A 25,927-nucleotide genomic window follows, 5' to 3' on the forward strand; every position below is an offset into this window, starting at 1 on the left:
GCTACGCTCGGCACGAGGTCTCCGGTGTGAAGTTCTAGCTTGGTCGCTGAACCAACTACCGGAGACCTCTTCAGTTATCGACCACCGCCACGCCGCAACATCGACGGTCCTACGAAACACGGCCTAGGCGGCGTCTCGGCTAGGCGGCGGTTTCCGACTGGGTGGTCACCATCTGCTGGTGGCCACCCAGTTGCGGATAGTCGGCCAGCCAGTTCACATACATCGGGTTGCGCGCCAGCACCTCCCGGTACGCCTCCGCCGCCATGGTCATCAGCAGCGGCGCGACCCTGGCGGCCGGGCTGTCCGGGTGCCAGCCGAGCACCTGCCGCCAGCGCAGCGGCGCGCCGGCCAGCGGGCGGTGGGTGAGTCCGGCCGGCGGCCGGAACGTGGGCTGGCAGATGCCGATCGCGGAGCCGGACTCGACCATGTCGACCACGCCGCGGACGTCGGTCTCCAGCACCCGTCGCGGGGTGAAGCCGGCCCGCGCGCAGGCGGCGGCGAAGCAGTCCGACATGCAGCCGTCGCCGGTGCCGGCGACCCACTGTTCCCCGGCCAGCTCGGCCAGGTCGGTGTCGACGCCCTTGGCGGCCGGATGGTCCTCCGGCATCAGCACGGACACCGCGTCCACCGCGACGGTCTGCCAGACCAGCCCGTACTCGGCCGACGGGATGGCGTCGCCGCACACCCCGACCTGCGCGTAGTCGAGCTTGCCGGCGAGCACCATGGTGGCCAGTTCGTCCACGTAGTACGACGCGTGGGTGGAGATCTGGGCGTGCGGCTGGGCGTCGGAGAGCCGCCGGACCAGGCCGCCGATCACCGGGCCGCCGATGGAACCGATCCGGTACCGCCCCATGCCCTGCTCAGAACCCGAACCGGCCAGCCGGGCGGCCTCGTCCTGCAGGCCCTTCATGGCCGGCAGGAGAACCCGGGCGCGGGAGAGCACGAGTTCGCCGAGCGCGGTGGGGCGTGCGCCGCGCCGGTCGCGCTCGAAGAGCGGGCCGCCGAGGGTCCGCTCGATCCGTTGTAGCTGTGCGGTCAGCGCCGGCTGGGCGAGCCCGAGCAACGACGCCGCCTTCGTCACGCTGCCCGTCTCGGCGATGGCGCATACCACCTTGAGATGCCGCAGCTCCAGGTTCATAGCGTGACGTTAGGACGTTTATAGGATCCACGGGAAGACCTTCGGGCAGCCAAAGATCGGCTACTTGTGACAAACGGGTTACATAAAAGGACAGAACCAGATAAGACGTACGCATGATCCGCTACGCGGTGAATTGAATCACTCACATACTGTGGAGTACGCCGTCCCTTTTGGTTGGTCCTTACAGATCGCGGGGATATGTAACTCTGCGACCGGCGACGTCCCGCACCTTGTCCACCACGGCGACCGCCGGATCGACGATCTTGTTCCACGGCGGGCGCGACGGGGTGGCCGGATGCGGCCGGGTCGGTGCCGCCTCCTCGGCCGTCTCCACCCGGTTGCCGACCCGGATCAGATCCTCCACCGGCACCATCTGGGTGAGCAACGGCAGCAGCTCCTCGGCGTCGGCGTCCACGTGCCGGCGTACCGCCTCGGTCACGCCCGCGGCCAGCTCGCCGAACGCCGGGTCCTCCGGCCGCGCGCCGTCCAGCCGCTTCAGCGTGACCAGCAGCTGGTGGTCCTCGGCCAGTTCCCGGTCGGCCAGCAGGTCGCCGTCCGGCACCACCTTGCGCACCGCCGGGTAGAGGTACTGCTCCTCGGCGGACAGGTGCCGGGACAGCGTCGCCACCACCACCTGGGCGATCCGGGAGCGCTCCGCGCCGGACGACCCGGTCAGCCGGTCGCAGAGCGCGAGCAACTCACGGTGCTGGCCGGTGATCACGTCCACCACGTTGCGGCCGGTGGTCTCGCCGCCCACGGGCGGCAGCGGAGGCAGATTCAATGTCGACACGGCCCGCGCAGTGCCCGGAACGATCACCGGCCAAACTTGCTGGTGCTGGTAAGAAGGGCGGATGGAGGACACCGCTGTCGACGAGGTCGTGGGCATCTGCCGCGACCTGCTCCGCATCGACACCAGCAACACCGGCGACCCCCGGACCACGATGGGGGAGCGCGTCGCCGCCGAGTACGTGGCCGGAAAGCTCACCGAGGTGGGCCTGGAGGTGCAGATCCACGAGTCCGCGCCGAAACGGGCCAACCTGGTGACCCGCATCCCCGGGCGGGACCCGTCGCGCGGGGCGCTGCTCGTGCACGGCCACCTCGACGTGGTGCCGGCCGATCCGTCGGAGTGGTCGGTGCCGCCGTTCGAAGGGGTGGAGAAGGACGGCTACCTGTGGGGCCGCGGCGCCATCGACATGAAGGACTTCGACGCGATGATGCTCGCCGTGGTCCGGGACTGGCGGCGCACCGGGTACACCCCGCCGCGCGACATCGTGCTGGCCTTCACCGCGGACGAGGAGGCGGGCATGGAGTTCGGCTCGCAGTTCCTGGTCCGCGAGCACGCCGGTCTGTTCGACGGCTGCACCGAGGCGATCGGTGAGGTCGGCGGCTTCTCCTACACGGTCAACGACGACCTGCGGCTGTACCTGGTGGAGACCGCCGAGAAGGGCATCGACTGGCTGCGGCTGCACGCCCGTGGCCGCCCCGGCCACGGCTCCTTCGTGCACGACGACAACGCGGTCACCGCCCTGGCCGAGGCCGTCGCCCAGGTGGGGCGGCACCGGTTCCCGATGGTGCTCACCCCGACCGTGCGCACGTTCCTGGAAGAGGTCTCCGAGGCGCTCGGCATCGACATGCCGGACGACCCGGAACTGGCCATCGCCAAGCTCGGACCGATCGCCAACCTGATCGGCGCCACCCTGCGCAACACCGCGAACCCGACCCGGCTGGAGGCCGGCTACAAGGACAACGTCATCCCCGGCAAGGCGTCCGCCACCGTCGACTGCCGCACCCTGCCCGGGCAGGCCGAGGTCTTCCTCGAGCAGCTCCGCGAGGTGATCGGGCCGGACATCGAGATCGAGCACATCTCCCGCCAGGCCGCGCTGGAGACCGACTTCGACGGGGCGCTGGTGGAGGCCATGGGCGCCGCGCTGCGGGCCGAGGATCCGGGCGCCCGGGCGGTGCCGTACATGTTGTCCGGTGGCACCGACGCGAAGGCGTTCAGCACGCTCGGCATCCGCTGTTTCGGGTTCGCGCCGCTGAAACTGCCCGCCGATCTTCCGTTCTCCTCGTTGTTCCACGGTGTCGACGAACGCGTTCCGGTGGAGGGACTACAGTTCGGCGTGCGTGTGCTCGACCGACTGCTCCGAGCGAGCTGATGAAGGGACTTCCGACACCATGACCGACCAGTACGCGGAGCTGGACGCGGCGCTCGACCGGGTGGTCGAGGCCGCTCGCGCGCACCTGGCGGCGGTCAAGTCCGCCCAGGGCCGCATCGACGACGACGACGTCTGGCAGGCGTACGTCGACCTCAACAACGCCTCGTACGCCTACGACGAGCGCCTGCTCGACGCGTTCGGCGAGGTCACACCGTGGGACGTCGAGTCCATCGACCCGGACGAGGCGGACCAGCGCTTCGGGCTCTCGGTCGGCGGCATCGACGGCGGCGCGTCGTCCGACCCGTACGTGCAGGTGATCTCCGTGCGGCAGCGCCGCGACTACCGGGTTCCCAGCGTCTCCGCACTGCTGCGGGTCGCGGATGTGGCCCGCCGCACGTCGGTGCCGGACGACGAGGACCCGGGCGCGGTGGAGTCCGTCGGCGAGGCGGTGCTGGAACTGCTGCAGGCCGGCGACGGTTCGCTGGCCGGCCTGGACGTCCCGGAGCTGGAACCGCTCGACGGGGTGGTCACGGTCAGCGAGGTGGCCAAGCCGCTCGACCTGGAGGCGTACGAGGAGGACGACGGCGCCGGCCCGTTCCACGCGGGGCCCGACGACCAGCTCGTCGGCCGGCTCGACGAGCATCCGTTCCCGGACGAGGACGAGCACGAGGGTCACCAGCACTGACGCGAAGGAAGCCCGCCCCGGGAAACGGGGCGGGCTTCAATACGACAGGCCCGGCTGCGGGCTGTTCTGGATCCGGCGGCGGAGCACCACCTGCCGGGTGCCGTCCCGGAAGAGCTGGACCCGGGCCAGCTCCCATCCGGAGAACTCCGCCTGAATGGCCAGTTGCGCGGCGGCGGTCAGCCGATCGACATTCGAAGGCAACCTCAGCGGCGCGTATTCGTAGTCCATGACTCCTAATATGCGCCAGTCCGCGCGGCCGGCACCAGCCCCGGCGCGCCGCGCCCGCAGTCTCGACACGCGCCCCGGCGCCGCAGGTGGTAGGCCAGCGCCGCGGCGCCGAGCGCCACACCCCAGAACGGCCAGAGCAGCATCGGGAGCGTGGCCAGGCTCGCCTCCCCGGTGAACATGGTGAGGAATCCGTCCGCCGTGACCAGCCCGACCGACGCGGACGTGACGAACACCGCCACCAGCGTGGCCGGCACGGTGGCCAGCCGGATCGGCACCCGCCGGCCGGCCAGCCCGAGCATCCAGCGCGGGAACACCTCACCCCAGCGCTGCACCAGGCCCAGCGTCAGCACCGCGCCCAGCAGCGCGAATCCGCCCAGCCCGGCGCCCGCCCAGACCGCGCCGCTGTCCCGCGGCTCGCGCAGGAACTCCGCGGGAATGCCGAGCGGAATGCCGGCCGCCCAGGCCAGCCGGGTGACCGCGTACGCGGCCGGGATCGCCGCCGCGGTCCAGGCCGCCCAGCGGCCCCAGCGGGCCGCACCGGCCGGCGTGGCCCAGCCGGCGGTCCGCTCGCTCCGCCCGCACGCCACGCACGCGCCGTTGCCGCGGAACTGCCAGCGCAGCGTGGCCCGGGCCAGCAGCAGACCGGTCAGCACGGAGAGCGCCTGGGTGGCGAGGGCCACGGTGAACACGTCGCCGTAGTCCACCGGGGGATAGCCGAACGGCGCGCCCACGACCAGGACCGGCAGATACCCGGCGACCGTCAGCAGCCGCGAGTCCGGCACCACCACCAGCAGCGCCGCGACCACCAGCCACAGGTACGCCGGCAGCGCCACCCGCGCCGGTCCGCGCGGCACCGCACCGCCGTGCAGGATCAGCGCGGCCACCGCGGCCAGCAGCAGCACCGCCGCGAACAGCGGCGCGCCGACCTCCGGCGTCAGTGCCCGCAGCGGGCTGGCCCCGTTCCCCCGGTCATCCGGCCCGAACGGGAAACCCCGGCCGGTGACCGTCCACACCAGAGCCAGCGTGCCGTAACCGCCCGCGACGGCGGCCGCCCGGACCGCCCCGATCGATGTCTGCGCATGTCGTGTCATGCCGTTCACGCTGCCGGACCGGCGGGCCGCCGGCCTCCCGCCGGGGAGGGGACCGCGTCCCCCGTCAGGGGGAGATGAACCCCGAGCGGTACGCCACCACCACCGCCTGGGTCCGGTCCCGCACGCCCAGCTTGGTCAGCACGTTGCCGACGTGCGTCTTCACCGTCTCCAGCCCGAGCACCAGCCGCGCCGCGATCTCCGCGTTGGACAGGCCGTCCGCCATCAGCCGCAGCACCTCGCTCTCCCGCTCGGTGAGCTGTACCCCCGGCAGCGCGGTCTCCGGCCGGCCGTACGCCGCGGCCAGCCGGCGCACCGCCGCCGGGAACAGCAGCGAGTCGCCGCGCGCCACCACCCGTACCGCGTCCACGATCTGCACCGGCCGGGACCGCTTCAGCAGGAAGCCGCTGGCACCGGCGCGCAGGGCCTCGTACACGTACTCGTCGTTCTCGAACGTGGTCACCACCAGCACCCGCGGCGGGTCGTCCAGCCGCTCGCGCAGCAGGCGGGTGGCCTGGATGCCGTCCACCGCGGGCATCCGCACGTCCATCAGCACCACGTCCGGCCGCAGCCGGCGCACCGCCGGCACCACGTCGGCGCCGTCCGCGGCCTCGCCGAGCACGGTCAGGTCCGGCTCGGCGTCCAGGATGGCGCGCAGCCCGGCCCGGATCAGCGCGTCGTCGTCGACGATCAGCACGCCGGTCACCGGTCACCCCTCCCGGCGGCCCGATCCGGCGGCCCGGCGGCCGGCTCGGGTGCCGCCGTCCGGCCGGGCGGTGCGGCGGCCGGGTCCGGGCCGATCGGCAGGCGGGCGTGCACCCGCCACTGATGCGCGTCCGCCGGCCCCACGTCCAGGACGCCGCCGAGCAGCCGGACCCGCTCCCGCATGCCGGCCAGGCCGCGACCGCCGCCGTGCGCCGCGCGTCCGCCCAGCGGATTACGTACCTCGATGGTCAGCTCCTCCGCACTCTCCACCCGGACCGTCACCGGACCGGGACCGCCGTGCCGGGCCGCGTTCGTCAGCCCCTCCTGCACGATCCGGTACGCCTCCCGGGACACCGTCGCCGGCACCGTGGCGGTCGCCACCTCGGCCCGCAGCTCCACCCCGCCGGCCCGCACGTCGGCGAACAGCCGGTCCAGGTCGGCGAGCGTGCGCGGCCGGCGTACCTCATCCGGTCCGGTCTCCCGCAGCACACCCAGCACGTGATCGAGATCGGCCATCGCGGTCCGGCCCACCTCCTCGATCGCGGCCAGCGCCCGCCGGGCGAAGTCCGGGTCCCGGTCGAACACCGCCCGCGCCGCCCCGGCCTGCAACGTGGTCGCGGTGAGCGCGTGTCCCACCGAGTCGTGCAGTTCCCGGGCCAGCCGGTTGCGCTCGGCCAGGCGCCGCTCGCGGGCCTCGACGGCGGCCATCCGCTCGGCCGGCGACGGGCCCAGCAGCACCGGCGCCATGGTCGCGGCCAGCGAGCCCAGGCCGGCCACCGCATACACCGTGGCCACCAGTCCCAGCACCCCGGCGACCGTCCACCACCACAGGTCCGTCTCGCCCAGCGGCCCGACGTCGAGCCCGGCCAGCGCACCGGAGGTCAGCCCGAGCCGCTCGGTGAAGACGATCAGAGCCATGGGTACGGCGATCAGCACGGCCAGCCCGATCGCCGCACCCACCGCCAGGTGTACGCCGAACCACAGCGCCGCCCGCAGCCGGGTCTCCAGCGCCAGCGGCCCGCGGTGTTCGCTCGCCGGCAGGTCCACGCCGAGCAGCGCGCGGGCCGCCGCGATCTCCAGCTCCCGGGTGCCGCTCAGGAACGGCGGCACGGCCGCGATCAACCCGGCCGCCGCGGCGATCAGCAGCACCGCCGCCCGGTGCCCGGCATCCTCCGCCACCATCCGCGCCAGCGCCGCGGTGAGCAGCACGTACGGCAACAGGATCACGGCGCCCAGCAACAGGTGCACGGCGCGCCGGTAGGTGCGGGCGCGGATCAGCGGCCGCAGCAGGGCGGTCATCGCGTCAGCCGTCGCGTTCCGGGTAGCCCACCGCGGTCGAGCCCTCCCGTTCCGGGTAGCCCACCGGGATCGCGGAGACGTCGTCCAGCGCGCGGGCGATCTCGCCGGGCAGCGTCAGTTCCTCGCTGAGCAGCGCACCGGACAGCTGGGCCGCGGTGCGGGCACCCAGGATCGGCGCCGCCACGCCCGGCCGGTCCCGGATCCAGGCCAGGGCCACCTCGATCGGCGACACACCCAGCCCGCTCGCGGCCGTGGCCACCGCCTCCACGATGCTCGAACTGCGCGGCTCCAGGTAGGGCTGGACGAACAGCGACAGGTGGTCGGACGCGGCCCGCGAGTCGAGCGGGCGGCCGTTGCGGTACTTGCCGGTCAGCACCCCGCGGCCCAGCGGTGACCACGGCAGCACGCCGACCCCCAGCGCCGCCGCGGCGGGCAGCAGCTCCCGCTCGATGCCGCGCTCCAGCAGCGAATACTCCATCTGGGCGGCGACGATCGGGGCCCGGCCCGGGTACGCCGCCTGCCAGGTGGCCGCCCGCGCGGTCTGCCACGCGGCGAAGTTCGACACCCCGACGTACCGCACCCGGCCGCTGTCCACCGCGTGGTCCAGCGCCGCGAGGGTCTCCTCCAGCGGGGTCTGCGGGTCGTACCCGTGCACCTGCCACAGGTCCACGTAGTCGGTGCCGAGCCGGCGCAGCGAGGCGTCCAGCGCGCGCAGCAGGTGGCCGCGGGAGCCGTCCCGGCGGCGGAACCCGCCCGGCGTCAGGCCCGCCTTCGTGGCGATCAGCACCTCGTCGCGCGGCACCAGGTGGTCCAGCAGCGAACCGATGACCGCCTCGGCGTCGCCGGCGCCGTACACGTCGGCGGTGTCGAGCAGCGAGCCGCCGGCGTCGACGAAGAGTTTCAGCTGGGCGGCCGCGTCGTCGGGGTCGGTGTCCCGGCCCCAGGTCATGGTGCCGAGCGCGAGCCGGGAAACCGCCAGCCCGCTGCGGCCGAGCGGTCGTCGTTGCATGCATGAACCTTATTCAGCACGTGGCGCCCGCGTAATCCTGAACCGCAGGCCAAACGGGTCGGTTACCGGACCGATATCACTGTGCGTGAGTGCGTAGGCTTCGGAGAGGATCAAGAACCCCTCGGGAGGGCGCATGCGGCTCGGACTCAGCCTCGGCTACCAGACCTCATGGTCCACGCCCGCCGACCACCTGGCCATGGCGCAGGAGGCGGACCGGCTGGGCTATTCGGTGGTCTGGGCCGCGGAGGCGTACGGCTCCGACACCCCCAGCATGCTGGCCTGGATCGCCGGGCAGACCGAGCGGATCGACCTCGGCGCCGCGGTCATGCAGATCCCGGCCCGCAGCCCGGCGATGACCGCGATGACCGCGGCCACTATCGACACGCTGTCCGGCGGCCGGTTCCGGCTCGGGCTGGGCGTGTCCGGGCCGCAGGTCTCCGAGGGCTGGCACGGCGTGCGGTTCGGCAAGCCGCTGGGCCGCACCCGGGAGTACGTGGACATCGTCAAGCTGGCGATCGCCCGCAAGCCGGTGGCGTACGACGGCCGGCACTACACGCTCCCGCTGCCCGACGGCCCCGGCAAGGCGCTGCGGCTGGGCTTCCACCCGCCGCGCGAGCACATTCCGATCTACCTGGCCGCGGTCGGCCCGAAGAACCTGGAACTGGCCGGCGAGATCGCCGACGGCTGGCTGGCCATCTTCTTCGCCCCGGACGCCGCCGGGGAGTACCTGCAGCACGTGGAGCGCGGCCGGGCCAAGGCCGGCGCCGGGCTCGCCGGGTTCGACGTGGCGCCGACCGTGCCGGTGGTGGTGGCCGACGACATCGCCGCCGCGGCCGACGTGATCCGCCCGTACGCCGCGCTGTACGTCGGCGGCATGGGCAGCCGCGAGCAGAACTTCTACAACCAGCTGGCCGTGCGGATGGGCTACCCGGACGCCGCCGCCGAGGTGCAGGAGCTGTACCTGAACCGGCAGATCCGCGACGCCGCCGCCGCGGTGCCGCACGACTTCATCGCGCGCACCTCGATCCTCGGGCCGAAACCGCGGATCGTCGAACGGATCCGGGAGTACGCCGCGGCCGGCGTCGGCACGCTGTCGATCAGCCCGTACGTCGGGGACCTGGCCTCCGGCATCGCCACCCTGCGCACGGTCGCCGAGGCGTACGAGGCCGCCGGGGTGGCGTCCTAGTGGCCACCGTCCTGCTGCTGCGGCACGGCCGGACCACCGCGAACGCCAGCGGCGGGCTGGCCGGCCGGCAGCCGGTGGAACTCGACGACACCGGTCGCGGCCAGGCCGAGCGGGTCGGCGAACGGCTGCGCGTGCTGCCGTTGTCCGCCGTGGTGACCAGCCCGTTGATCCGCTGCCGGCAGACCCTGGAACTCGCGCTGCCGGACGCCAAGCCGGTCGAGGACGAGGGCCTGATCGAGTGCGGGTACGGCGACTGGGAGGGCCAGCCGCTGAAGAAGCTGGCCAAGGACCCGCTCTGGCCGGTGGTGCAACAGCACCCCAGCGCCGCGGTGTTCCCGAACGGCGAGGCCATGGCGGCGATGTCCGCCCGGGCGGTGGCCGCGGTCCGGTCCTGGGACGCCCGGGTGGCCGCCGAACACGGGCCGGAGGCGCTCTGGCTGGCCTGCAGCCACGGCGACGTGATCAAGGCCATCGTGGCCGACGCCATGGGGCTGCACCTGGACCAGTTCCAGCGCATCGTGGCCGACCCGGCGTCGGTCACGGTGATCCGTTACACACCCACCCGGCCGTTCCTGGTGCGCCTCAACGACACCGCCGACCTGGCCGGTCTGGTACCGCCGAAGCGCCGCCGGGGACGCGCCGCCCGGCCCGCCGCGCAGAGCGACGCGGCGGTCGGCGGAGGGGCCGGCGGCGGCGTCTGACCACGTCGGGTAACCGGGACATCACGCCCGTGTAGCGCCGTCGTTGCGCCCTCGGCGAACCGGCCCGGTGCGCTGCGCGCTCGGGCGTGCAGGCGGATAGGGTCGTTCCATGACCCACCAGGTGCATGCTTTCGAGCCGCCGGAGCGGTTCGTCGCCGGGACGGTGGGCGAGCCGGGGGACCGGACATTCTTCCTCCAGGCGCGCGGCGGTGGCCGGGTGGTCAGCGTGGCGCTCGAGAAGGTCCAGGTGTCGCTGCTCGCCGAAAAACTCGAAGAGCTGCTCACCGAGGCGAGCCGCCGCTTCGGCGTTGAGCTGCCCGACCCGCCGGCGGTCGCCGCACACGACAACGAGCCGCTGGACACCCCGGTCGACGAGGAGTTCCGGGTCGGCACGCTGGGGCTGGCGTTCGACGTCGACACCAGCACCGTGGTGATCGAGGCGATCGAGGCCGGCGAGGGCGACGCCGAGGTCGACCTCGGCGGCGACGACGACGAGACCGGCGACGAGCCCGACGACGATGACGACGACGAGCCCGACGACGACCTCGACCGGCTCCGCGTCCGGCTGACCCCCGACGCCACCCGCGCGTTCATCGACCGCGCCCGGCGCGTGGTCGCCGCCGGCCGGCCGCCGTGCCCCCTGTGCGGCCAGCCGCTCGACCCGGCCGGCCACCTCTGCCCCCGGCACAACGGCTACCACCGGTGACCGTCTCCGTGCTCGCGGAGGACGACGCCCTGCAGCTGCTCACCCGCGGCGCGATGGAGCTCGAGGGCCGGCTGGTCGACGCGTCCAACACCACGCTGCGCGCGGAGATCACGCTGGACGGGCTCACCCGCCGCTGCGTGTACAAGCCGGTCCGCGGCGAGCGCCCGCTCTGGGACTTCCCCGACGGCACGCTGGCCGGGCGGGAGGTCTCGGCGTACCTGGTGTCCCAGGCCACCGGCTGGGGCCTGGTCCCGCCCACGGTGCTGCGCGACGGCCCGCTCGGCCCCGGCGCCTGCCAGCTGTGGATCGACGAACCGGACGACGCCGAGACGCTGATCGGCTTCGTGCCGGCCTACGAGGTGCCGCCCGGCTGGTTCGCGGTCGCCAACGCCCGCGACGAGGACGGCGACGCGTACGCCCTGGCCCACGCGGACGACCCCCGCCTGGCCCGCCTGGCCGTCCTGGACGCCGTGATCAACAACGCCGACCGCAAGGGCGGCCACGTCCTGTACGCCCCCGAGGGCACCATCTACGGCGTCGACCACGGCGTCAGCTTCCACGTCGAGAACAAACTGCGCACCGTGCTGTGGGGCTGGACCGGCAAGCCCATCCCGGCGGAGTCGCTGGAGACGCTGACCGCGCTCGGTGCGAACCTGGACGGGACGCTGGGCGCGACGCTGGAGCAACACCTCACCGTGTCGGAGGTCCAGCACCTGCGGTTGCGGGTGCGGCGGCTGGGGCGCTCGGGGCGGTTCCCGAAGCCGCCACCGGACTGGCCGGCCGTACCGTGGCCTCCGGTCTGACGTCTCCCACCCGCCGTCACCGCCTCCCGCCCGCCTTCACCCCCTTCCGCCTTCACCCGCTCGCCTTCACCCCCCCTTCTGACGTCTCCCGTTCGCCCGCGCTCGCTTCTGACGCCTTCCGCCGGCCGCCCGGGTGTCGTCTTTCGGACCCCGTTCCTGCCGCGGGGAGCGGCCCAGATCACCTCTGGCTCGCGGATTTGTGTCGGGGGTCCTGGATAGGCTCCAGAGCATGGACGCATGGACCGGGCACGAGGTGCCGACGCTGCCGACGACCGCCCCGCCCCTGCGGCTCTACGACTCCGCCCGCCGGTCCGTGCAGCCCAGCGCGCCCACATCTCCGGCGACGATGTATGTCTGCGGCATCACTCCCTATGACGCCACCCACCTCGGCCACGCGGCCACCATGATCACCTTCGATCTGGTGCAGCGGGCCTGGCGCGACGCCGGCCTCGAGGTGCGCTACGTGCAGAACGTCACCGACATCGACGACCCGCTGCTGGAGCGCGCCAACCGCGACGGCGAGGACTGGATCGTGCTCGCCATGCGCGAGACCGCGCTCTTCCGAGAGGACATGGAGGCGCTGCGGATCATCCCGCCGGCCCACTACGTCGGTGCGGTCGAGTCCATCCCGGCGATCGCCGCCCACGTCCGCGAGCTGCTCGCCGACGGCGCGGCGTACACGCTCGACGACGGCACCGGCGACGTCTACTTCGCGGTGTCGGCCGCCCCGTCGTTCGGCTACGAGTCCAACCTCTCCCGCGACGAGATGCGCACCCTCTCCGCGGAGCGTGGCGGCGACCCGGACCGAGCCGGCAAGCGCGACCCGCTCGACCCCCTCCTGTGGCGCGGCGCCCGAGACGGCGAGCCCGCCTGGGACGGCGGCGACCTGGGCCCCGGCCGTCCCGGCTGGCACATCGAGTGCGCCACCATCGCCCTCGGCCTGCTCGGCGACACCATCGACATCCAGGGCGGCGGCAACGACCTGCTCTACCCCCACCACGAGTGCTCCGCCGCACACGCCGAACGCCTCACCGGCGCCAGCCCGTTCGCCCGGCACTACGTACACGCCGGCATGATCGGCCTGGACGGCGAGAAGATGTCCAAGTCCAAGGGCAACCTGGTCTTCGTGTCCCGCCAGCGCGCCGACGGCATCGACCCGATGGCCGTGCGCCTCGGCCTGCTTTCCGGCCACTACCGCGCCGACCGCGAGTGGACCGACGACGTCCGCAAGGCCGGCGAACAGCGCCTGGCCCGCTGGCGCACCGCCGCGGCCGCACCCGCCGGCCCGTCCGGCGAGGGCCTGCTGGCCGCCGTCCGCGAGGCCCTCGCCGACGACCTCGACTCACCCGCCGCGCTGGCCCTGGTCGACGCCTGGGCCGAGGCGGCCCTCGCCGGCGCCGGCGACGACCCGGCCGCACCGGCCCTGATGCGGCGCACGGTCGACGCCCGGCTCGGCATCCGCCTCTAGAGTCCGGCCGACCGTGACCGCTGCCGCACCCGGTGCCGCACGGGCCGGCGCCCATCGTCCCGGCGAACGGCTGGGCGTCACCGTCGGTCGGTCCGGCGAGCACGGCCCCCGCGCCCCCGGTGCATCTCTGGGCGTGGCGGCGTGGCGGTGAGTTGGGCGTGGTGGTGAGTTGGGCGTGGCGGTGAGCTGGGCGTGGCGGTGAGTGGCGGTGTGGCGGTGAGCTGGCTTGGCGGTGTGGCGGTGAACTGTGGGGCGGTGTGGCGGTGAGTTGGGCGCGGCGGCGGAGCGATGAACGTGGTCGGTGTTCGTCGAGCCGGGTCGGCGGGGTGGCTGTGCGGTGAGCGTGTTGTGGGCATGTCGGTCTGGCCGCGGTGGTGGGGTGAGGGCACGGTGAGTGCGGCCGGCCCGCCCCGAGCGCGGATCGCCGAGGCCTGCGACCGCCGTGGCACCGACGACATCGTGGACGGCTGCCTGGCCCTGCTGGCCGGCGACGACACCGACGCCGACCTGATCATGGTGCTCGGCGGACCGGCCGGCCCGCACTATCTCGACGCCCCGCCGGAGCAGCGCTACTGGCTCAGGGTCTGGGCGGCCCGCGGCCTGCTCTGGGCCCCAAGGCGGGACCGTGCCGCGCCGGCGGTGTGCCGGGCACTGGACGACGAGGCGTGGCGGGTGCGGGAGATGGCCGCCAAGGTGGTCGCCCGGCACCGGGTCGCGGCGGCCTTCGACGCCCTCCCGCCGCTGCTGGAGGACCCGACACCACGGGTGCGCTTCGCGGCATCCCGGGCGCTGCGCGTACTCACCGGCGCCGGCGCCTGACCGCGCCCCGTCGCCCGGCGGCCGTAAGGGCCCGTCGCCGTTCCGGACAACGCACGACCCGCCTCGGTGGAACACCACGGTAGTCATCGGGCGCTCATAACAGCATTGGTGTACCAGTGGAGCGCTCCAGTGGTACACCAACGTCCTTACGAGCACCCGATAACCACACCGGTGTACCACCGAAGCGGGGTCGTGGCAGCCGGCCCTTCTGAGATCACCGCAGTGGTACACCAGCGTCGTTGTCGGACGCGACGCAGTCCCGCCCTTCCGCGAGGCGGCCACGCCGAGGCCCGATACCCCCACCCCGCCTCGTCGATCATGGACGTGTGGCGTCCAGAATGTCCAAGCGATGCGGCTTTTGTTCCCACCGCGGAGCCGTGCGGCGCCACGGGACCCTGCGGGCGGGAGTCAGGCGAGGGCGAAGCCGGGGTCGGGGTCGGGGTCAGGGGTGGCGGCGGGGATGCGGTAGTCCTCGGTCAGTGTGGTCATGGGGCCGGGCCACGTCGCCTGCGCCACCTCGATCGGCTTGCGGGTCTCGTCGAACGCCACGTGTAGCAGATGCAGCACCGGTGTGTCCGGGCGGATTTGCAGGATCTCGGCCTCGTCGCGGCTCGGCTGCCGGGCGCTGATCGTGTCGGTCGCGGACGTGTACCGCCTGCCGAGCACCTCCTCGGCCTCCTGGTAGAGCGGCCGGCCGAACGCCTCGGCGCGTTCCAGGGAGGTGCCGTTGGCGTCGGTGACCCGGAACCAGGATGCGCCTACTTCGACGGTGGCGTCGTCGGTGCGCACGATGTGCCGGCGGGCCAGCATCTCGGTGCCGTCGCGTACCCCGAACGCGTCGGCGACCTCGGGGGGTGCGGGTTCGCGGGCCACGCCGACGAGTTGCTGGCGGTATCGGGCGGCGAGGTCGGCGTGGTAGCCGCGGTGGGCGCCGTACCGGCCGCGGGACAGGCGGTTGAGGCGGCGGCGGGTGCCGCGGACGTACGTACCCGAGCCGGGTTTGGTGATCAGCACGCCTTCGACCCGCAGCTGGTCGACGGTGCGTTGCACGGTCTGTTTCGCCACGCCGAACATCTCGGCCATGGCCGGGATGGAGGGGAGGCGCTCGCCCGGCTGCCAGTCGCCGCGGCGGATGCGTTCGCGCAGCTGGGCGGCGATCTGCCGGTGCGGAAACTCGGCAGCGCCCGGATTGATCGTCATGGCACCCTCCTGACCCTAGGTTCCTAGGATGCCTTACGCGGGGTGCGCCCGGTGACTGCGACACGCCGACCCGGGCGATCACGGTGGGGGAGGCGGTGGAATGCTGTCGTCGACGTCCGACGTGGAGAGGGGCTTCGGAGTGGAAGCGCTGCGGCTGATTCTGCGCTATGCGCACCTGATCGGGTTCGCCCTGCTGTTGGGTGCGGCGGTCATGCAGTATCTGTCCGGCAAGGTGCGGATCAACCCGGCCATGGTGTGGGGCGCGGTGATCCAGGTGGTCACCGGCGTCGCGCTGTCGGCTCCGCTGCGCGGCGGCGGCGACGACGAGCCCAGCCCGGTCAAGCTCGGCGTGAAGCTGCTGGTGGCGGTGCTGATTTTCATCATGGTGTTCGTGCCCCGCAAGCGTGACGTGGTGAACAGCGGGCACTTCCTCGCCATCATCGGGATGACGCTGCTGAACGCGGCGATCGCCACGTTCTGGCGCTGACCAGATCAGCCTGACGTCGCGGCGATCTGCAGTTCCAGGCCGTCCAGCAGCCGCTGCAGTCCGAACTCCAGCAGGAGATCGAGCGAGAACTCGTGTTCCGTGCCGGTCACGTACTCGCGCATGATCGGCATCCGGCCGTCGGCGACGGCCGCCTGGAGGCGGGCCTGCTGGGTCTCCATCCACTGTGTCTCGGTGATGCCGGTCTCGTGCCGCGCCTGCGCCTCGGCCTCCAGGCTGACCGCGGTGCCGCGCACGTAGTTCGCCATCGTCACGGCCGCCACGAACAGCGTCTCCTGGTCCAGGCCGTGCCCGTCGAGCGACTGCATCGTCCACTCGGTGTGCGCCATCGCGTGCGGTGCGGGCAGCGGCCGGGTGAACGAGACCGCCTGGGCGAGCCACGGGTGCCGCCGGTACATCGCCCACTGCCGCCGGCAGATCGCCTCCACCCGGGCGCGCCAGCCGTCGGGTGCCGGGTCGGGTGGCGGGTTGGCCGCGAACACCCGGTCCATCATCAGCAGCAGCAGTTCCTCCTTGTCGGCGATGTGCCGGTACAGCGACATGGTGGCGCTGCCCAGTTCGGCGGCGAGGCGGCGCATGGACAGGCCGCCGAGTCCTTCCATGTCGGCGATCTCGACGGCGGTCCGCACCACGACGTCGCGCTGCGGCTCGGGCACCACCGGCCGGCGGGACCGGCGGGCCGGGGCGACCACGACGGTGCCGACGCCCGGTGCGGCGCGGACCAGGCCCATCCGGCGCAGTTCGGCGAGGACCTTGGTGGCGGTGGCCATCGCGACGCCATACCGGCTCACGATCTGCCGGGTCGACGGCACCCGGTCGCCCGCCGCGAGGTCGCCGCGGGCGATGCGCCCGGCGATGTCCGCAGCGATTCTCCGGTACGGCGGTTCCGTCACGTCGACTCCCCTGCACTAGTGCGCTCGGCCCCTGGTGCACTATGGCACATCCCGCAAACAGGGGTACTAACACCACTCTGCCTCGCCTAGAGCGCTGCGTACGGTGTACCAAAGCCGTTGCGATCTAGGGAAGGTTCCCATGTCAGACGCTGTACGCCTGGAGGCGCTCCGGCGCATCTACGACGACACCGGTACCGCCGTCACGGCCCTGGACGGGGTCAGCGCCACGTTCGCCACGGCGACGTTCACCGCGGTCATGGGCCCGTCGGGCTCCGGCAAGAGCACGCTGCTGCAGTGTGCCGCGGGACTCGACCGGCCGACCGAGGGCCGGGTCCTCATCGCCGGCGCCGAGATGACGATGACCGGGGAGGCGGCGCTGACGAAGTTCCGCCGCCGCCGGATCGGTTTCGTGTTCCAGGACTTCAACCTGCTGCCGGCGCTGACCGTGCTGCAGAACGTGGTGCTGCCGCTGCGGCTGGCCGGGCGCCGGGCGGACCGGCGGCGGGCCCGGGAACTGCTCACCCGGCTGGGGCTGGGCGACCGGCTCGGGCACCGGCCGGCACAGCTGTCCGGCGGTGAGCGGCAACGGGTGGCGATCGCCCGGTCGCTGATCACCGACCCGGCGGTCATCTTCGCCGACGAGCCGACCGGCGCACTGGACAGCCACAGCGCGCGTGAGGTGCTCGGGCTGCTGCGGTCGGCGGTGCGGGACTTCGGCCGTACCGTCGTGATGGTCACGCATGATCCGGTGGCCGCGGCGACCGCGGACGCCGTGCTGTTCCTCGCCGACGGGCGGCTCGTCGGCCGGATGGCCGCGCCGCACCCGGACGCGGTGGCCGAGCGGCTGGCCCACCTCGGCGACGCGACCGCGAACGGCCGCGCGGGGGTGGCGGCGTGACCCGGCGCGGGGGCGCCCAGCCGGACCACCGTCCGGCTGCCGATGATGCACCGGGCACGGCGCCGGGCGGTGCGGCATGACCATGACGGCGATGGCTCTGCACGGGCTGCGGCATCGGACCGGCGCGTTCGTCGCCACGTTCCTGTCGGCCGCGCTGGGCGCGGCGATCCTGATGACGTTCGCCGCGATGATCGACACGGCGGGCGGGCCGGGCGTGGACCCGGCCAGCGAGGAGAGCCTGATCACGATGGCCGCGGTGGCCGGCGGCTGGTGCCTGCTCATCGTGGTGTTCGCGGTGGCGTCCACGCTGACGCTGTCGGTGCGGCAGCGTGGCCGGGAGATCGGCCTGCTGCGGCGGGTGGGAGCCACGCCGGGGCAGGTGCGCCGGATGATCGTCGGCGAGGCGGCGGTGGTGTCGGTGGCCGCGGCGGTCGTGGCGGTGCCGGCCGGCCTGCTGCTCGGGCGGGTGCTGCTCGGGCTGTTGCGGGACACCGGGCAGGTGGCGGGCGGTGTGGGTTACCGGTTCGGCGGCGCCGCGCTCGCCGTCGGGGTCGGCGTGACCGTGCTGGGCAGCGTACTCGGCGCTCTGCTCACCGCGCGCCGCACCGCGCGTGAGCCGGTCGCCGAGCTGAGCCCGCCGGGCCGGGGCCGGTTGCTGGCCGCGGCGGTCTTCCTGCTGGCCGGGCTGAGCTGCGGGGTGGTGACCGCGACCGTGATGCGGGGCAAGGGCATGGACGCGATGCAGACCGCCGGTCAGGCGACGATCTGGTTCGCGATCGGGCTGGCGCTGCTGGCGCCGTGGCTGCTGCGTGCGGTGACCGCCGTGCTGGCCGGACCGGTCCGGCTGCTCGGGGCGGCCGGTGACTTGGCCGTACTGAACGTGCGGCAGCAGGCCCGGCAGATGTCCGGCGCGGTGCTGCCGGTGATCCTGTTCGTGGCGATCACCACGGCCACCGTGTACATGCAGGCGATCGACGACGACGCCTCGGCCGGGATGCTGCGGCCGGACGAGGAGAAGAACGTCCAGACGCTGAACTACGTGGTGGTCGGCATGATCGCGTTGTTCGTGGCGATCATGCTGGTGAACACGCTGCTGGCGGCGACGAGCTACCGGCGGCGGGAGTTCGCGCAGCAGCGGCTGGCGGGGTCCACGCCGGCGCAGGTGCTGACCATGGTGGCGGCGGAGAGTGCGCTGCTCACCGTGACCGGCGTCGGCTTCGGCACGGCGGCGTCGGTGGTGACGGTGCTGCCGTTCAGCGTCGCCCGCATCGCCGACGCGTCGCCGTCGCTGCGGCCGGGACCGTACCTGCTGGTGGTCGCGGTGGCCACGGCACTGACGTTCGCGGCCGCGGTGGGTGCGACGCGGCGGGCGATCGCCCGGCCGGCGGTCGAGACCGTACGGGCGTGACGGTCCGTTACCAGGACCCGGCGGTGGGGCCGGCCGAGCCGCCCCGCCGCCGCAGGTACTTCTCGAACTCGCTGGCGATCTCGTCGCCGGTGAGCGGCTGGATGCCCGCGTCGCCGACCCGTTCCTCCAGCTCGCGGACGTACTCGCCGAGTTCGGCGTCCTGTTCCGCGGCGGCCCGGACCCGCTTCTCCCACTCGTCGGCCTCTTCGGCCAGCTCGGACATGGGCACCGGCAGGTCCAGCACGTCCTCCAGGCGGTGCAGCAGCGCCAGCGTCGCCTTGGGACACGGCGGGTTGTTGGCGTAGTGCGGCACGTGCACCCAGAACGACAGCGCGTCCAGGTCGGCGCGGCCGGCCGCCTCCTGCAGCACGCCGACGATGCCGGTGGGCCCGTCGTACCGGGTGGGGACGACCTTGTACTTCTCGGCCACCTCGCGCTGCGAGGCGGTGCCGCTGATCGGCAGTGGCCGGGTGTACGGCACGTCGGCCAGCAGCGCGCCGAGCAGCACGATCCGGTCGACCTCGAGGCTGTGGCACAGCTCCAGGACCTGTTCGCAGAAGGTACGCCAGCGCATGCTGGGTTCGATGCCGCGGATCAGGACGACGTCGCGTTCGGTGCCGGGCGGACTGGCGACCATGAACCGGGTGGTGGGCCACTCGATCTTGCGGGTCTCGCCCTCCGCCATGGTGATGGTGGGCCGGCTGACCTGGAAGTCGTAGAAGTCCTCCGGGTCGATGGTGGTGATCTCGCGGGCCTGCCACACCTGCTCCAGGTGCTCCACGGCGGCGGTCGACGCGTCGGCCGCGTCGTTCCACCCCTCGAACGCGGCGATCGCGACGGGGGAGCGCAGCAGGGGAAGGCCGTCGAACTCAGTCACGGTGTCAACCTTTCGGTACTCACGTACGCAAAGACTACGTGGCGTGCCGGGTTCGCACCCGGCGGCCGCGCCGTGGGGTCCCGCGGGCCCGGTCACAGCCGATAGATTGGGGCCGTGCCGAACGACTTCCTTGCCGCACTGTCCGACCGCGTCCTCGTCGCCGACGGAGCCATGGGGACCATGCTGCAGGCCGCCGACCTCAGTGTCGACGAGGATTTCCTGGGGCTCGAGGGGTGCAACGAGATCCTCAACGTCACCCGCCCGGACGTGGTCCGCAGCGTGCACGAGGCCTATCTCGCGGCCGGCTCCGACTGCGTCGAGACCAATACCTTCGGGGCCAACCTGGGCAATCTCGGCGACTACGACATTCAGCACCGGATCCGCGAGCTGAGCGAGGCCGGCGCGCGGATCGCCCGCGAGGCGGCCGAGGCGTTCAGCACACCCGACCAGCCACGGTACGTGCTGGGCGCGATCGGCCCGGGCACCAAGCTGCCGACGCTCGGGCACGTGCACTACGCCACCCTGCGGGACGCGTACCGGGAGAACGCGGCCGGCCTGATCCTCGGTGGCGCCGACGCGCTGATCGTGGAGACCTGCCAGGACCTGCTGCAGACGAAGGCGGCGGTGATCGGCGCGCGCCGGGCGATGGCCGAGGTGGGCCGCACGGTCCCGCTGATCTGTCACGTCACCGTGGAGACCACCGGCACGATGCTGCTGGGCAGCGAGATCGGTGCGGCGCTGACCGCGCTGGAGCCGCTGGGCATCGACCTGATCGGGCTCAACTGCGCCACCGGGCCGGCCGAGATGACCGAGCATCTGCGCTATCTGTCGCAGCACGCCCGCGTACCCCTGTCGGTCATGCCCAACGCCGGCCTGCCGGTGCTCGCGGCCGGCGGCGCCTACTACCCGTTGACCGCCGACGAGCTGGCCGAGGCGTTGCAGCGCTTCGTCCGGGAGTACGGCGTCAGCCTGGTCGGTGGCTGCTGCGGCACCACGCCGGAGCACATCGCCGCGGTGGTCGCCGCGGTCCGCGGGGAACGCGCCGCGGCCCGCGAGCCCGGCCACCAGCCCGGCGTCGCGTCGATCTACCACGAGGTGCCGTTCCGCCAGGACGCCGGCGTGCTGATGATCGGCGAACGGACCAACGCCAACGGCTCCAAGGCGTTCCGCGAACCGATGCTGGCCGGCGACTGGCAGGCCTGCGTGGAGATCGCCCGCAGCCAGGCCCGCGACGGTTCGCACCTGCTGGACCTGTGTGTCGACTACGTCGGCCGCGACGGCACCCAGGACATGCGCGAGCTGGCCGGCCGCTTCGCCACCGCGTCCACCCTGCCGATCATGCTGGACTCGACGGAACCGCAGGTGGTGGAGGCCGGCCTGGAGATGCTCGGCGGGCGCTGCATCGTCAACTCGGTCAACTACGAGGACGGCGACGGCCCGGATTCGCGCTACGCGCGGGTCATGCCGATCGTCAAGGAGCACGGCGCCGCGGTGGTCGCGCTGACCATCGACGAGGAGGGTCAGGCCCGCACGGCCGACTGGAAGGTGCGGGTCGCGTCGCGGCTGATCGACGATCTGACGGGTACGTGGGGCATCCGACGGGACGACATCCTGGTCGACTGCCTGACGTTCCCGATCGCCACCGGTCAGGAGGAGACCCGCCGCGACGGCCTGGAGACGATCGAGGCGATCCGGCGGATCAGCGAGCTCTACCCGGGTGTCAACTTCACGCTCGGCATCTCCAACATCTCGTTCGGCCTGAACCCGGCCGCCCGTCAGGTGCTCAACTCGGTGTTCCTGAACGAGTGCGCCCAGGCCGGCATGACCAGTGCGATCGTGCACGCCAGCAAGATCCTGCCGATGTCCAAGATCCCGGAGGAGCAGCGCCAGGTGGCGCTGGACATGGTGTACGACCGGCGGGCCGAGGGCTACGACCCGCTGCAGAAGTTCCTGGAGTTGTTCGAGGGCGTGGACGTCAAGTCGGCCCGCGAGTCCCGCGCCCAGGAGCTGGCGTCGCTGCCGCTGGACGAACGGCTCAAGCGCCGGATCATCGACGGCGAGCGTAACGGCCTGGAGGCCGACCTGGACGCGGCGCTGCTCTCGTCGTCCGCCCTGGCCATCGTCAACGACGTGCTTCTGGACGGCATGAAGACGGTCGGCGAGCTGTTCGGCTCCGGCCAGATGCAGCTGCCGTTCGTGCTGCAGTCCGCCGAGGTGATGAAGGCCGCCGTCGCCTACCTCGAACCGCACATGGAGAAGAAGGCCGACGAGTCCGGCAAGGGCCGCATCGTGCTCGCCACCGTCAAGGGCGACGTGCACGACATCGGCAAGAACCTGGTCGACATCATCCTCAGCAACAACGGCTACGACGTCGTCAACATCGGCATCAAGCAGCCGATCACCGCCATCATCGAGGCCGCCGAGGAACACAAGGCGGACGCCATCGGCATGTCCGGGCTGCTGGTCAAGAGCACGGTGGTGATGAAGGAGAACCTGCACGAAATGGCCGCCCGCGGCATCGCCGACAAGTACCCGGTGATGCTGGGCGGCGCCGCGCTCACCCGGTCGTACGTCGAGGACGACCTGCGCGCGGCGTACGAGGGCGAGGTGCACTACGCCCGCGACGCGTTCGAGGGCCTGTCCCTGATGGACCGCCTGATGACCGCCAAACGAGGCGGCACCGCGGTGACCGACCCCGAGCGGGAGGCCGCACTCGCCGCCCGCCGCGCCCGCCGCGAACGCCAGCGCTCCGTGGTCACCGAGAACCTGCCCCCGCTCGACGACACCTCGGTACGCTCGGACGTCGCCCTCGACGCCGACGTACCCCGGCCGCCGTTCTTCGGCACCCGGGTGATCAAGGGCATCCCACTCGCCGACTACGCCTCCATGCTGGACGAACGCGCCACCTTCCTGGGCCAGTGGGGCCTGCGCGGCGCCCGCGGCGGCTCCGGCCCGTCGTACGAGGAACTGGTCGAGACCGAGGGCCGTCCCCGCCTGCGCTACTGGCTGGACCGCCTCACCGCCGACCACGTCCTGGAGGCGTCCGTGGTCTACGGCTACTTCCCGGCCTACTCCGAGGGCAACACCCTGGTGGTGCTCGACGAGAACGGCAACGCCGAGCGCGCCCGGTTCACGTTCCCCCGGCAGCGCCAGGACCGCCGGCTGTGCCTGGCCGACTTCTTCCGGCCCCGGGAGTCCGGCCCGGACGTGGTCGCCCTGCAACTGGTCACGGTCGGCCAGCCGGTCAGCGAGTACACCGCCAAGATGTTCGCCCGCGACGAGTACCGCGACTACCTGGAGGTGCACGGCCTGTCGGTGCAGCTGACCGAGGCGCTGGCCGAGTACTGGCACCGCCGCGTCCGCGCCGAACTGGCCCTGCCGAACGGCAGCACGGTCGGCAGTGCGGACCCGGGTGACCTGGCCGGCATCCTGAAGAACGACTACCGCGGATGCCGGTACGCGTTCGGCTATCCGGCGTGCCCGGAGTTGGAGGACCGGGCGAAGGTGGTCGATCTGCTGGACGCCGGGCGGATCGGGGTGGTGTTGTCGGAGGAGTTCCAGCTGGAGCCGGAACAGAGCACGGACGCCATCATCGTCCACCACCCCGAGGCCAACTACTTCAACGCGAAGTAGTCGCCACACCGGCTCTGACCTGCGGCGCAGTACCCAGAACAGGCCCGAAATGCAAGATCATGCCGTCTCCATGCCGTCCGGGGTTTGCGCGCCGCCCAACGGGTCATCGGCGAAGGCAACGTCGATGGCCCGCCGGGTGCGGTCCTCGCTGGCCGGCAGAAGGTGCGTGTACACGCGGAGGGTGAAGCCGGGGTCGGAGTGCCCCAAGTAGCCCGAGAGCGCCTTGATGCTCTCGCCCGCGTCCAACAGCACCGAGGCGTAGGTGTGTCTCAACACGTGCATCCCGTTGCTGCGGTGATCCTCGATGCCGGTCGCCCGGATGGCTGGCTTCCACACGGCGGCGTTGAAGGCCGGCCGTTGCAGAGGAAGGCCATTCGGGGCGGTCAGATAGAGCCGCACGGTCTGCGGATCACCCGTCGAGCTGCCCCACGGAAGTGCGACCTCCACAGGCGGATACTGCTCGGCATGAGCGGCCAGCCGTTGCGCCACCGACACGGGTAGCGGCACATCCCGAACCTTCCCGCCCTTGGGAGCGGAGAAGATCAGCCTTCCACGCACAATCTTGATCTGCCGCCGCACGTGCAGGACTGGCCTGGTTCCGTCTGTGTCGTCGGGGCTGAGACCAAAGATTTCTCCCTGCCGGAGTCCGCAACCGGCGCCGAGGTCGACGGTGATGCGGTACCGGTCGGTGACATTCGCGCGGAATGCCGCCCGCAGTTTCGTGGGCCATGGGACGACCTTCGGCGGTTCCAACCGAGGGGCCGGATCGTCTTGACCGCGAAGGGGTTGCTCACGACCTTCCGGTCATCGACGGCCGCGTTGAAAATCATGGAGACGTCGTTGAAGAGAACTCGGCGGTAGCTGGCGGCCAAGCCGGATTGCTGGAGCTTGTGTGCCCATTCCCGGATGGTGGCAGGCTGGATAGACGTGAGAGGCAGATGCCCCATGGTGGGGTAGACGTGCAGGCGGAACTCGTATTCGAGCCGGTCGCGGGTAAGTTCGTCAGTGGTGGCGGCGGCTAGCCAGGCATCTGTGTAGCGGCGGAAGGTGATCCGACCGGCGTCAGGATCCACGTAGGTTCCCCTGAGAATGTCGGCCTGCATGGACGCTAGGAACGCTTGGGCTTCCCGCTTCTTCTTATCCGGGAAGGACTTTGACTTCTCCTTGCCGTCGGGTGCCAGGTAGCGGACGCGATACCTCATGCCCTTCCCGCATTGCGGTCGAGGAACCAGGCGCGTTTTCCCGTCCGAGTCCTGCTCGGTGCGGTACCAGCAATCGGTGAGGTGACCAGGCATCGTTAGGCGGCCCTCGTCTGCTCAGCGAACCAGGCGCGGACTATTACAGGGTCGTAGCGCAGGTGACGCCCCACGCGGCCGGCGGGAGGCCCGTAGTGGCGTTTGCGCCAGGCGTAAAGAGTTTGAACAGGGACGTTGAGGTAGCGGGATACGTCTTCGATCTCCCAGAGCTTCTCTGGGCTGGCGGATACGGTCATCGGTTCTCCTTAGGTAAAGATCCGGGTGGGGGATACAGCCCTTTCTCGGACTGACGGCAGCCAGGGATTCGTATGTCGCTGTGGAGTTGTCAAGGAACGTGTTGACACGTACGTGTCAGGCAGCGAGTGGGAGGGCCGAGTCGGTGGGGTCGTCGTCGGCCAGGTCGCGGGCGGCGTCGGCGCGTCGGCGGGCGGCGTCGGCGGCGGAGTTGGCGAGTAGGGCGTCGTCGGTGGTGATCCAGCCGGTGGCGTGGTAGCCGAGCCGGTAGACGACGAGGTCGGCTTGTTGTTCGTCCCACAGATGTGGGAAGCCTTGGGTGCGGCGCCAGATGGTGCGTTCCATGCGCTTGAAGGTGTAGGTGACGGAGAAGCCCCGGCTCTTGGTGCTGATGTAGCCGCCGTAGCCGTATTGGTGGGCGTAGCGGCGTAGCCGGTGCCAGCCGTCGGCGGTGCCGAGGTCCCAGCAGGCTTGGACGAGGCGGCCGACGTGGGTGTCCGGGGTGGCGTGCAGTTCGATGGCGAGGTCGTCGATGCGGCGGTACAGGGCGCCGGTGACTTCGGTGCTTTTGGTGACGTACTTGGCGAGGTAGCCCGACAGCTTGCTGAGGTTGCTGTCGTCGCCGGAGGCGTTGATGTGCTCGATGTCCAAACCCTGCTGTCCCCACGCGATCCGCCAGCCGTGGTTGTTGTTCGCGGGGTGGGGTGCGGTGGTGTAGCTGGTTTTGCCGAAGGCGTGTTCGAGGACGCTGGCGAGCATGGTGCGGGTGACGACGCGGGCGGGCGGGACGATCGCGCCGGGGCAGTCGGGGTGGTAGCCGTCGAGGCGGAGGACGGCGTGGTAGTGGATGACGCCGCGGGCTTGGAATTCGTACACCTTGTGGTACTGGCGGCGCAGGGTGACGCCGAGGCGTTTGCCGAGGCGTTCGAGTTCGCGGTCGAATTCCTGGATGGTGCGCCGCCACAGTTCGGTGGCTTCGAGGTTCCACACGACCTGGCCGTGGTGGTCGTAGCAGTCCAGGCACAGCGGCGT

General features: G+C 72.0%; 26 protein-coding genes. 12 read left to right on the top strand and 14 right to left on the bottom strand.

Translation table 11 applies throughout. The features are described 5' to 3' along the window. Positions 1–139 precede the first annotated feature (139 nt). Both LDL48_RS41890 and LDL48_RS41895 read right to left on the bottom strand, forming a co-directional pair. The gene (locus LDL48_RS41890) at positions 140–1,138 is read right to left on the bottom strand and encodes a LysR family transcriptional regulator (protein ID WP_225260770.1); all 999 of its coding nucleotides are present in this window, start codon (positions 1,136–1,138) and stop codon (positions 140–142) included. Positions 1,139–1,319: 181 nt separating this feature from the next. Further along, entirely contained in the window at positions 1,320–1,895 is a 576-nt protein-coding gene (locus LDL48_RS41895; RefSeq protein WP_225260771.1) for a hemerythrin domain-containing protein, read from the bottom strand. A gap of 94 nt (positions 1,896–1,989) precedes the next feature. Between LDL48_RS41895 and LDL48_RS41900 the strand changes: the two genes are divergently transcribed. Both LDL48_RS41900 and LDL48_RS41905 read left to right on the top strand, forming a co-directional pair. Next, positions 1,990–3,294, top strand: a complete 1,305-nt coding sequence (locus LDL48_RS41900) for a M20/M25/M40 family metallo-hydrolase (protein WP_225260772.1) — start codon at positions 1,990–1,992, stop codon at positions 3,292–3,294. Between the two features lie 19 nt (positions 3,295–3,313). Continuing rightward, the gene (locus LDL48_RS41905) at positions 3,314–3,979 is read left to right on the top strand and encodes a hypothetical protein (protein WP_225260773.1); all 666 of its coding nucleotides are present in this window, start codon (positions 3,314–3,316) and stop codon (positions 3,977–3,979) included. 36 nt (positions 3,980–4,015) lie between these two features. Here the strand turns inward: LDL48_RS41905 and LDL48_RS41910 are convergent, their stop codons facing one another. From LDL48_RS41910 to LDL48_RS41930, 5 genes are all read right to left on the bottom strand, one after another. After that, positions 4,016–4,207 (bottom strand): DUF5703 family protein, encoded by a 192-nt coding sequence (locus LDL48_RS41910; RefSeq protein WP_225260774.1) that lies wholly within the window; start codon positions 4,205–4,207, stop codon positions 4,016–4,018. Positions 4,208–4,212: 5 nt separating this feature from the next. Then, complete coding sequence (locus tag LDL48_RS41915) at positions 4,213–5,298, bottom strand: hypothetical protein (RefSeq protein WP_225260775.1); 1,086 nt, start codon at positions 5,296–5,298, stop codon at positions 4,213–4,215. Positions 5,299–5,362: 64 nt separating this feature from the next. After that, entirely contained in the window at positions 5,363–6,001 is a 639-nt protein-coding gene (locus tag LDL48_RS41920) for a response regulator (protein ID WP_225260776.1), read from the bottom strand. Next, a complete protein-coding gene (locus LDL48_RS41925; protein ID WP_225260777.1) occupies positions 5,998–7,299 on the bottom strand; it encodes a sensor histidine kinase in 1,302 nt (433 codons plus the stop codon). Before LDL48_RS41925 ends, LDL48_RS41920 begins: the two co-directional genes overlap by 4 nt. 4 nt (positions 7,300–7,303) lie before the next feature. Beyond that, entirely contained in the window at positions 7,304–8,308 is a 1,005-nt protein-coding gene (locus LDL48_RS41930; protein ID WP_225260778.1) for an aldo/keto reductase, read from the bottom strand. Between the two features lie 133 nt (positions 8,309–8,441). Here LDL48_RS41930 and LDL48_RS41935 point away from each other — a divergent pair, with 133 nt between their 5' ends. From LDL48_RS41935 to LDL48_RS41960, 6 genes are all read left to right on the top strand, one after another. After that, positions 8,442–9,494, top strand: a complete 1,053-nt coding sequence (locus LDL48_RS41935; RefSeq protein WP_225260779.1) for an LLM class F420-dependent oxidoreductase — start codon at positions 8,442–8,444, stop codon at positions 9,492–9,494. Beyond that, positions 9,494–10,195 (top strand): MSMEG_4193 family putative phosphomutase, encoded by a 702-nt coding sequence (locus LDL48_RS41940; protein ID WP_225260780.1) that lies wholly within the window; start codon positions 9,494–9,496, stop codon positions 10,193–10,195. The genes LDL48_RS41935 and LDL48_RS41940 overlap by 1 nt, the downstream gene beginning before the upstream one ends. Positions 10,196–10,304: 109 nt before the next feature. Continuing rightward, on the top strand, positions 10,305–10,901 hold the full coding sequence (locus tag LDL48_RS41945) for a DUF3090 domain-containing protein (protein ID WP_225260781.1): 597 nt from the start codon (positions 10,305–10,307) through the stop codon (positions 10,899–10,901). Next, positions 10,898–11,704: an SCO1664 family protein gene (locus LDL48_RS41950; RefSeq protein WP_308016561.1), complete on the top strand. Its 807-nt coding sequence runs from the start codon at positions 10,898–10,900 to the stop codon at positions 11,702–11,704. Before LDL48_RS41945 ends, LDL48_RS41950 begins: the two co-directional genes overlap by 4 nt. 229 nt (positions 11,705–11,933) lie before the next feature. Beyond that, entirely contained in the window at positions 11,934–13,172 is a 1,239-nt protein-coding gene (mshC, locus tag LDL48_RS41955) for a cysteine--1-D-myo-inosityl 2-amino-2-deoxy-alpha-D-glucopyranoside ligase (RefSeq protein ID WP_225260782.1), read from the top strand. 354 nt (positions 13,173–13,526) lie between these two features. After that, positions 13,527–13,991 carry a HEAT repeat domain-containing protein gene (locus LDL48_RS41960; protein ID WP_225260783.1) on the top strand — a complete coding sequence of 155 codons (465 nt, stop codon included), beginning with the start codon at positions 13,527–13,529 and terminating at the stop codon, positions 13,989–13,991. A gap of 408 nt (positions 13,992–14,399) precedes the next feature. On the opposite strand, the gene LDL48_RS41965 is transcribed toward LDL48_RS41960, so the two are convergent. After that, positions 14,400–15,191 (bottom strand): GntR family transcriptional regulator, encoded by a 792-nt coding sequence (locus LDL48_RS41965; protein WP_225260784.1) that lies wholly within the window; start codon positions 15,189–15,191, stop codon positions 14,400–14,402. Between the two features lie 139 nt (positions 15,192–15,330). Between LDL48_RS41965 and LDL48_RS41970 the strand changes: the two genes are divergently transcribed. Beyond that, on the top strand, positions 15,331–15,678 hold the full coding sequence (locus LDL48_RS41970; protein ID WP_225260793.1) for a hypothetical protein: 348 nt from the start codon (positions 15,331–15,333) through the stop codon (positions 15,676–15,678). 5 nt (positions 15,679–15,683) lie between these two features. Here the strand turns inward: LDL48_RS41970 and LDL48_RS41975 are convergent, their stop codons facing one another. Further along, entirely contained in the window at positions 15,684–16,589 is a 906-nt protein-coding gene (locus tag LDL48_RS41975; RefSeq protein ID WP_225260785.1) for a TetR/AcrR family transcriptional regulator C-terminal domain-containing protein, read from the bottom strand. A 139-nt stretch (positions 16,590–16,728) separates the two neighbouring features. On the opposite strand from LDL48_RS41975, the gene LDL48_RS41980 reads away from it, so the two are divergent. Both LDL48_RS41980 and LDL48_RS41985 read left to right on the top strand, forming a co-directional pair. Further along, positions 16,729–17,487, top strand: a complete 759-nt coding sequence (locus LDL48_RS41980) for an ABC transporter ATP-binding protein (protein ID WP_225260786.1) — start codon at positions 16,729–16,731, stop codon at positions 17,485–17,487. 91 nt (positions 17,488–17,578) lie between these two features. Then, positions 17,579–18,895 (top strand): FtsX-like permease family protein, encoded by a 1,317-nt coding sequence (locus tag LDL48_RS41985; RefSeq protein WP_225260787.1) that lies wholly within the window; start codon positions 17,579–17,581, stop codon positions 18,893–18,895. A gap of 7 nt (positions 18,896–18,902) precedes the next feature. On the opposite strand, the gene LDL48_RS41990 is transcribed toward LDL48_RS41985, so the two are convergent. Continuing rightward, positions 18,903–19,772 carry a PAC2 family protein gene (locus LDL48_RS41990; protein WP_225260788.1) on the bottom strand — a complete coding sequence of 290 codons (870 nt, stop codon included), beginning with the start codon at positions 19,770–19,772 and terminating at the stop codon, positions 18,903–18,905. Positions 19,773–19,886: 114 nt separating this feature from the next. Between LDL48_RS41990 and metH the strand changes: the two genes are divergently transcribed. Next, positions 19,887–23,405, top strand: coding sequence for a methionine synthase (gene metH / locus LDL48_RS41995; RefSeq protein WP_225260789.1), 3,519 nt, complete (start codon positions 19,887–19,889; stop codon positions 23,403–23,405). Positions 23,406–23,462: 57 nt separating this feature from the next. On the opposite strand, the gene LDL48_RS42000 is transcribed toward metH, so the two are convergent. The 4 genes from LDL48_RS42000 to LDL48_RS42015 all read right to left on the bottom strand — a co-directional run. Continuing rightward, complete coding sequence (locus tag LDL48_RS42000; RefSeq protein WP_225260794.1) at positions 23,463–24,035, bottom strand: tyrosine-type recombinase/integrase; 573 nt, start codon at positions 24,033–24,035, stop codon at positions 23,463–23,465. After that, a complete protein-coding gene (locus tag LDL48_RS44895) occupies positions 23,948–24,607 on the bottom strand; it encodes a tyrosine-type recombinase/integrase (protein ID WP_225260790.1) in 660 nt (219 codons plus the stop codon). The genes LDL48_RS42000 and LDL48_RS44895 overlap by 88 nt, the downstream gene beginning before the upstream one ends. Before the next feature lie 95 nt (positions 24,608–24,702). Continuing rightward, positions 24,703–24,897, bottom strand: coding sequence for a helix-turn-helix domain-containing protein (locus LDL48_RS42010; protein ID WP_225260791.1), 195 nt, complete (start codon positions 24,895–24,897; stop codon positions 24,703–24,705). A gap of 115 nt (positions 24,898–25,012) precedes the next feature. Beyond that, on the bottom strand, positions 25,013–25,927 hold a 915-nt coding region (locus tag LDL48_RS42015; protein ID WP_372472324.1), incomplete at its 5' end, for a replication initiator.

The sequence above is a fragment of the Jidongwangia harbinensis genome, from assembly GCF_020216025.1.
Classification (GTDB): domain Bacteria; phylum Actinomycetota; class Actinomycetes; order Mycobacteriales; family Micromonosporaceae; genus Actinoplanes; species Actinoplanes harbinensis.

What these genes read in the sequence shown, in the direction of transcription:
- LDL48_RS41890 (WP_225260770.1), bottom strand. Translation starts at nt 1,138, where the DNA reads ATGAACCTGGAGCTGCGGCATCTCAAGGTGGTATGCGCCATCGCCGAG.
- LDL48_RS41900 (WP_225260772.1), top strand. Translation starts at nt 1,990, where the DNA reads ATGGAGGACACCGCTGTCGACGAGGTCGTGGGCATCTGCCGCGACCTG.
- LDL48_RS41905 (WP_225260773.1), top strand. Translation starts at nt 3,314, where the DNA reads ATGACCGACCAGTACGCGGAGCTGGACGCGGCGCTCGACCGGGTGGTC.
- LDL48_RS41910 (WP_225260774.1), bottom strand. Translation starts at nt 4,207, where the DNA reads ATGGACTACGAATACGCGCCGCTGAGGTTGCCTTCGAATGTCGATCGG.
- LDL48_RS41915 (WP_225260775.1), bottom strand. Translation starts at nt 5,298, where the DNA reads ATGACACGACATGCGCAGACATCGATCGGGGCGGTCCGGGCGGCCGCC.
- LDL48_RS41925 (WP_225260777.1), bottom strand. Translation starts at nt 7,299, where the DNA reads ATGACCGCCCTGCTGCGGCCGCTGATCCGCGCCCGCACCTACCGGCGC.
- LDL48_RS41930 (WP_225260778.1), bottom strand. Translation starts at nt 8,308, where the DNA reads ATGCAACGACGACCGCTCGGCCGCAGCGGGCTGGCGGTTTCCCGGCTC.
- LDL48_RS41935 (WP_225260779.1), top strand. Translation starts at nt 8,442, where the DNA reads ATGCGGCTCGGACTCAGCCTCGGCTACCAGACCTCATGGTCCACGCCC.
- LDL48_RS41945 (WP_225260781.1), top strand. Translation starts at nt 10,305, where the DNA reads ATGACCCACCAGGTGCATGCTTTCGAGCCGCCGGAGCGGTTCGTCGCC.
- mshC (WP_225260782.1), top strand. Translation starts at nt 11,934, where the DNA reads ATGGACGCATGGACCGGGCACGAGGTGCCGACGCTGCCGACGACCGCC.
- LDL48_RS41960 (WP_225260783.1), top strand. Translation starts at nt 13,527, where the DNA reads ATGTCGGTCTGGCCGCGGTGGTGGGGTGAGGGCACGGTGAGTGCGGCC.
- LDL48_RS41965 (WP_225260784.1), bottom strand. Translation starts at nt 15,191, where the DNA reads ATGACGATCAATCCGGGCGCTGCCGAGTTTCCGCACCGGCAGATCGCC.
- LDL48_RS41980 (WP_225260786.1), top strand. Translation starts at nt 16,729, where the DNA reads ATGTCAGACGCTGTACGCCTGGAGGCGCTCCGGCGCATCTACGACGAC.
- LDL48_RS41985 (WP_225260787.1), top strand. Translation starts at nt 17,579, where the DNA reads ATGGCTCTGCACGGGCTGCGGCATCGGACCGGCGCGTTCGTCGCCACG.
- LDL48_RS44895 (WP_225260790.1), bottom strand. Translation starts at nt 24,607, where the DNA reads ATGAGGTATCGCGTCCGCTACCTGGCACCCGACGGCAAGGAGAAGTCA.
- LDL48_RS42010 (WP_225260791.1), bottom strand. Translation starts at nt 24,897, where the DNA reads ATGACCGTATCCGCCAGCCCAGAGAAGCTCTGGGAGATCGAAGACGTA.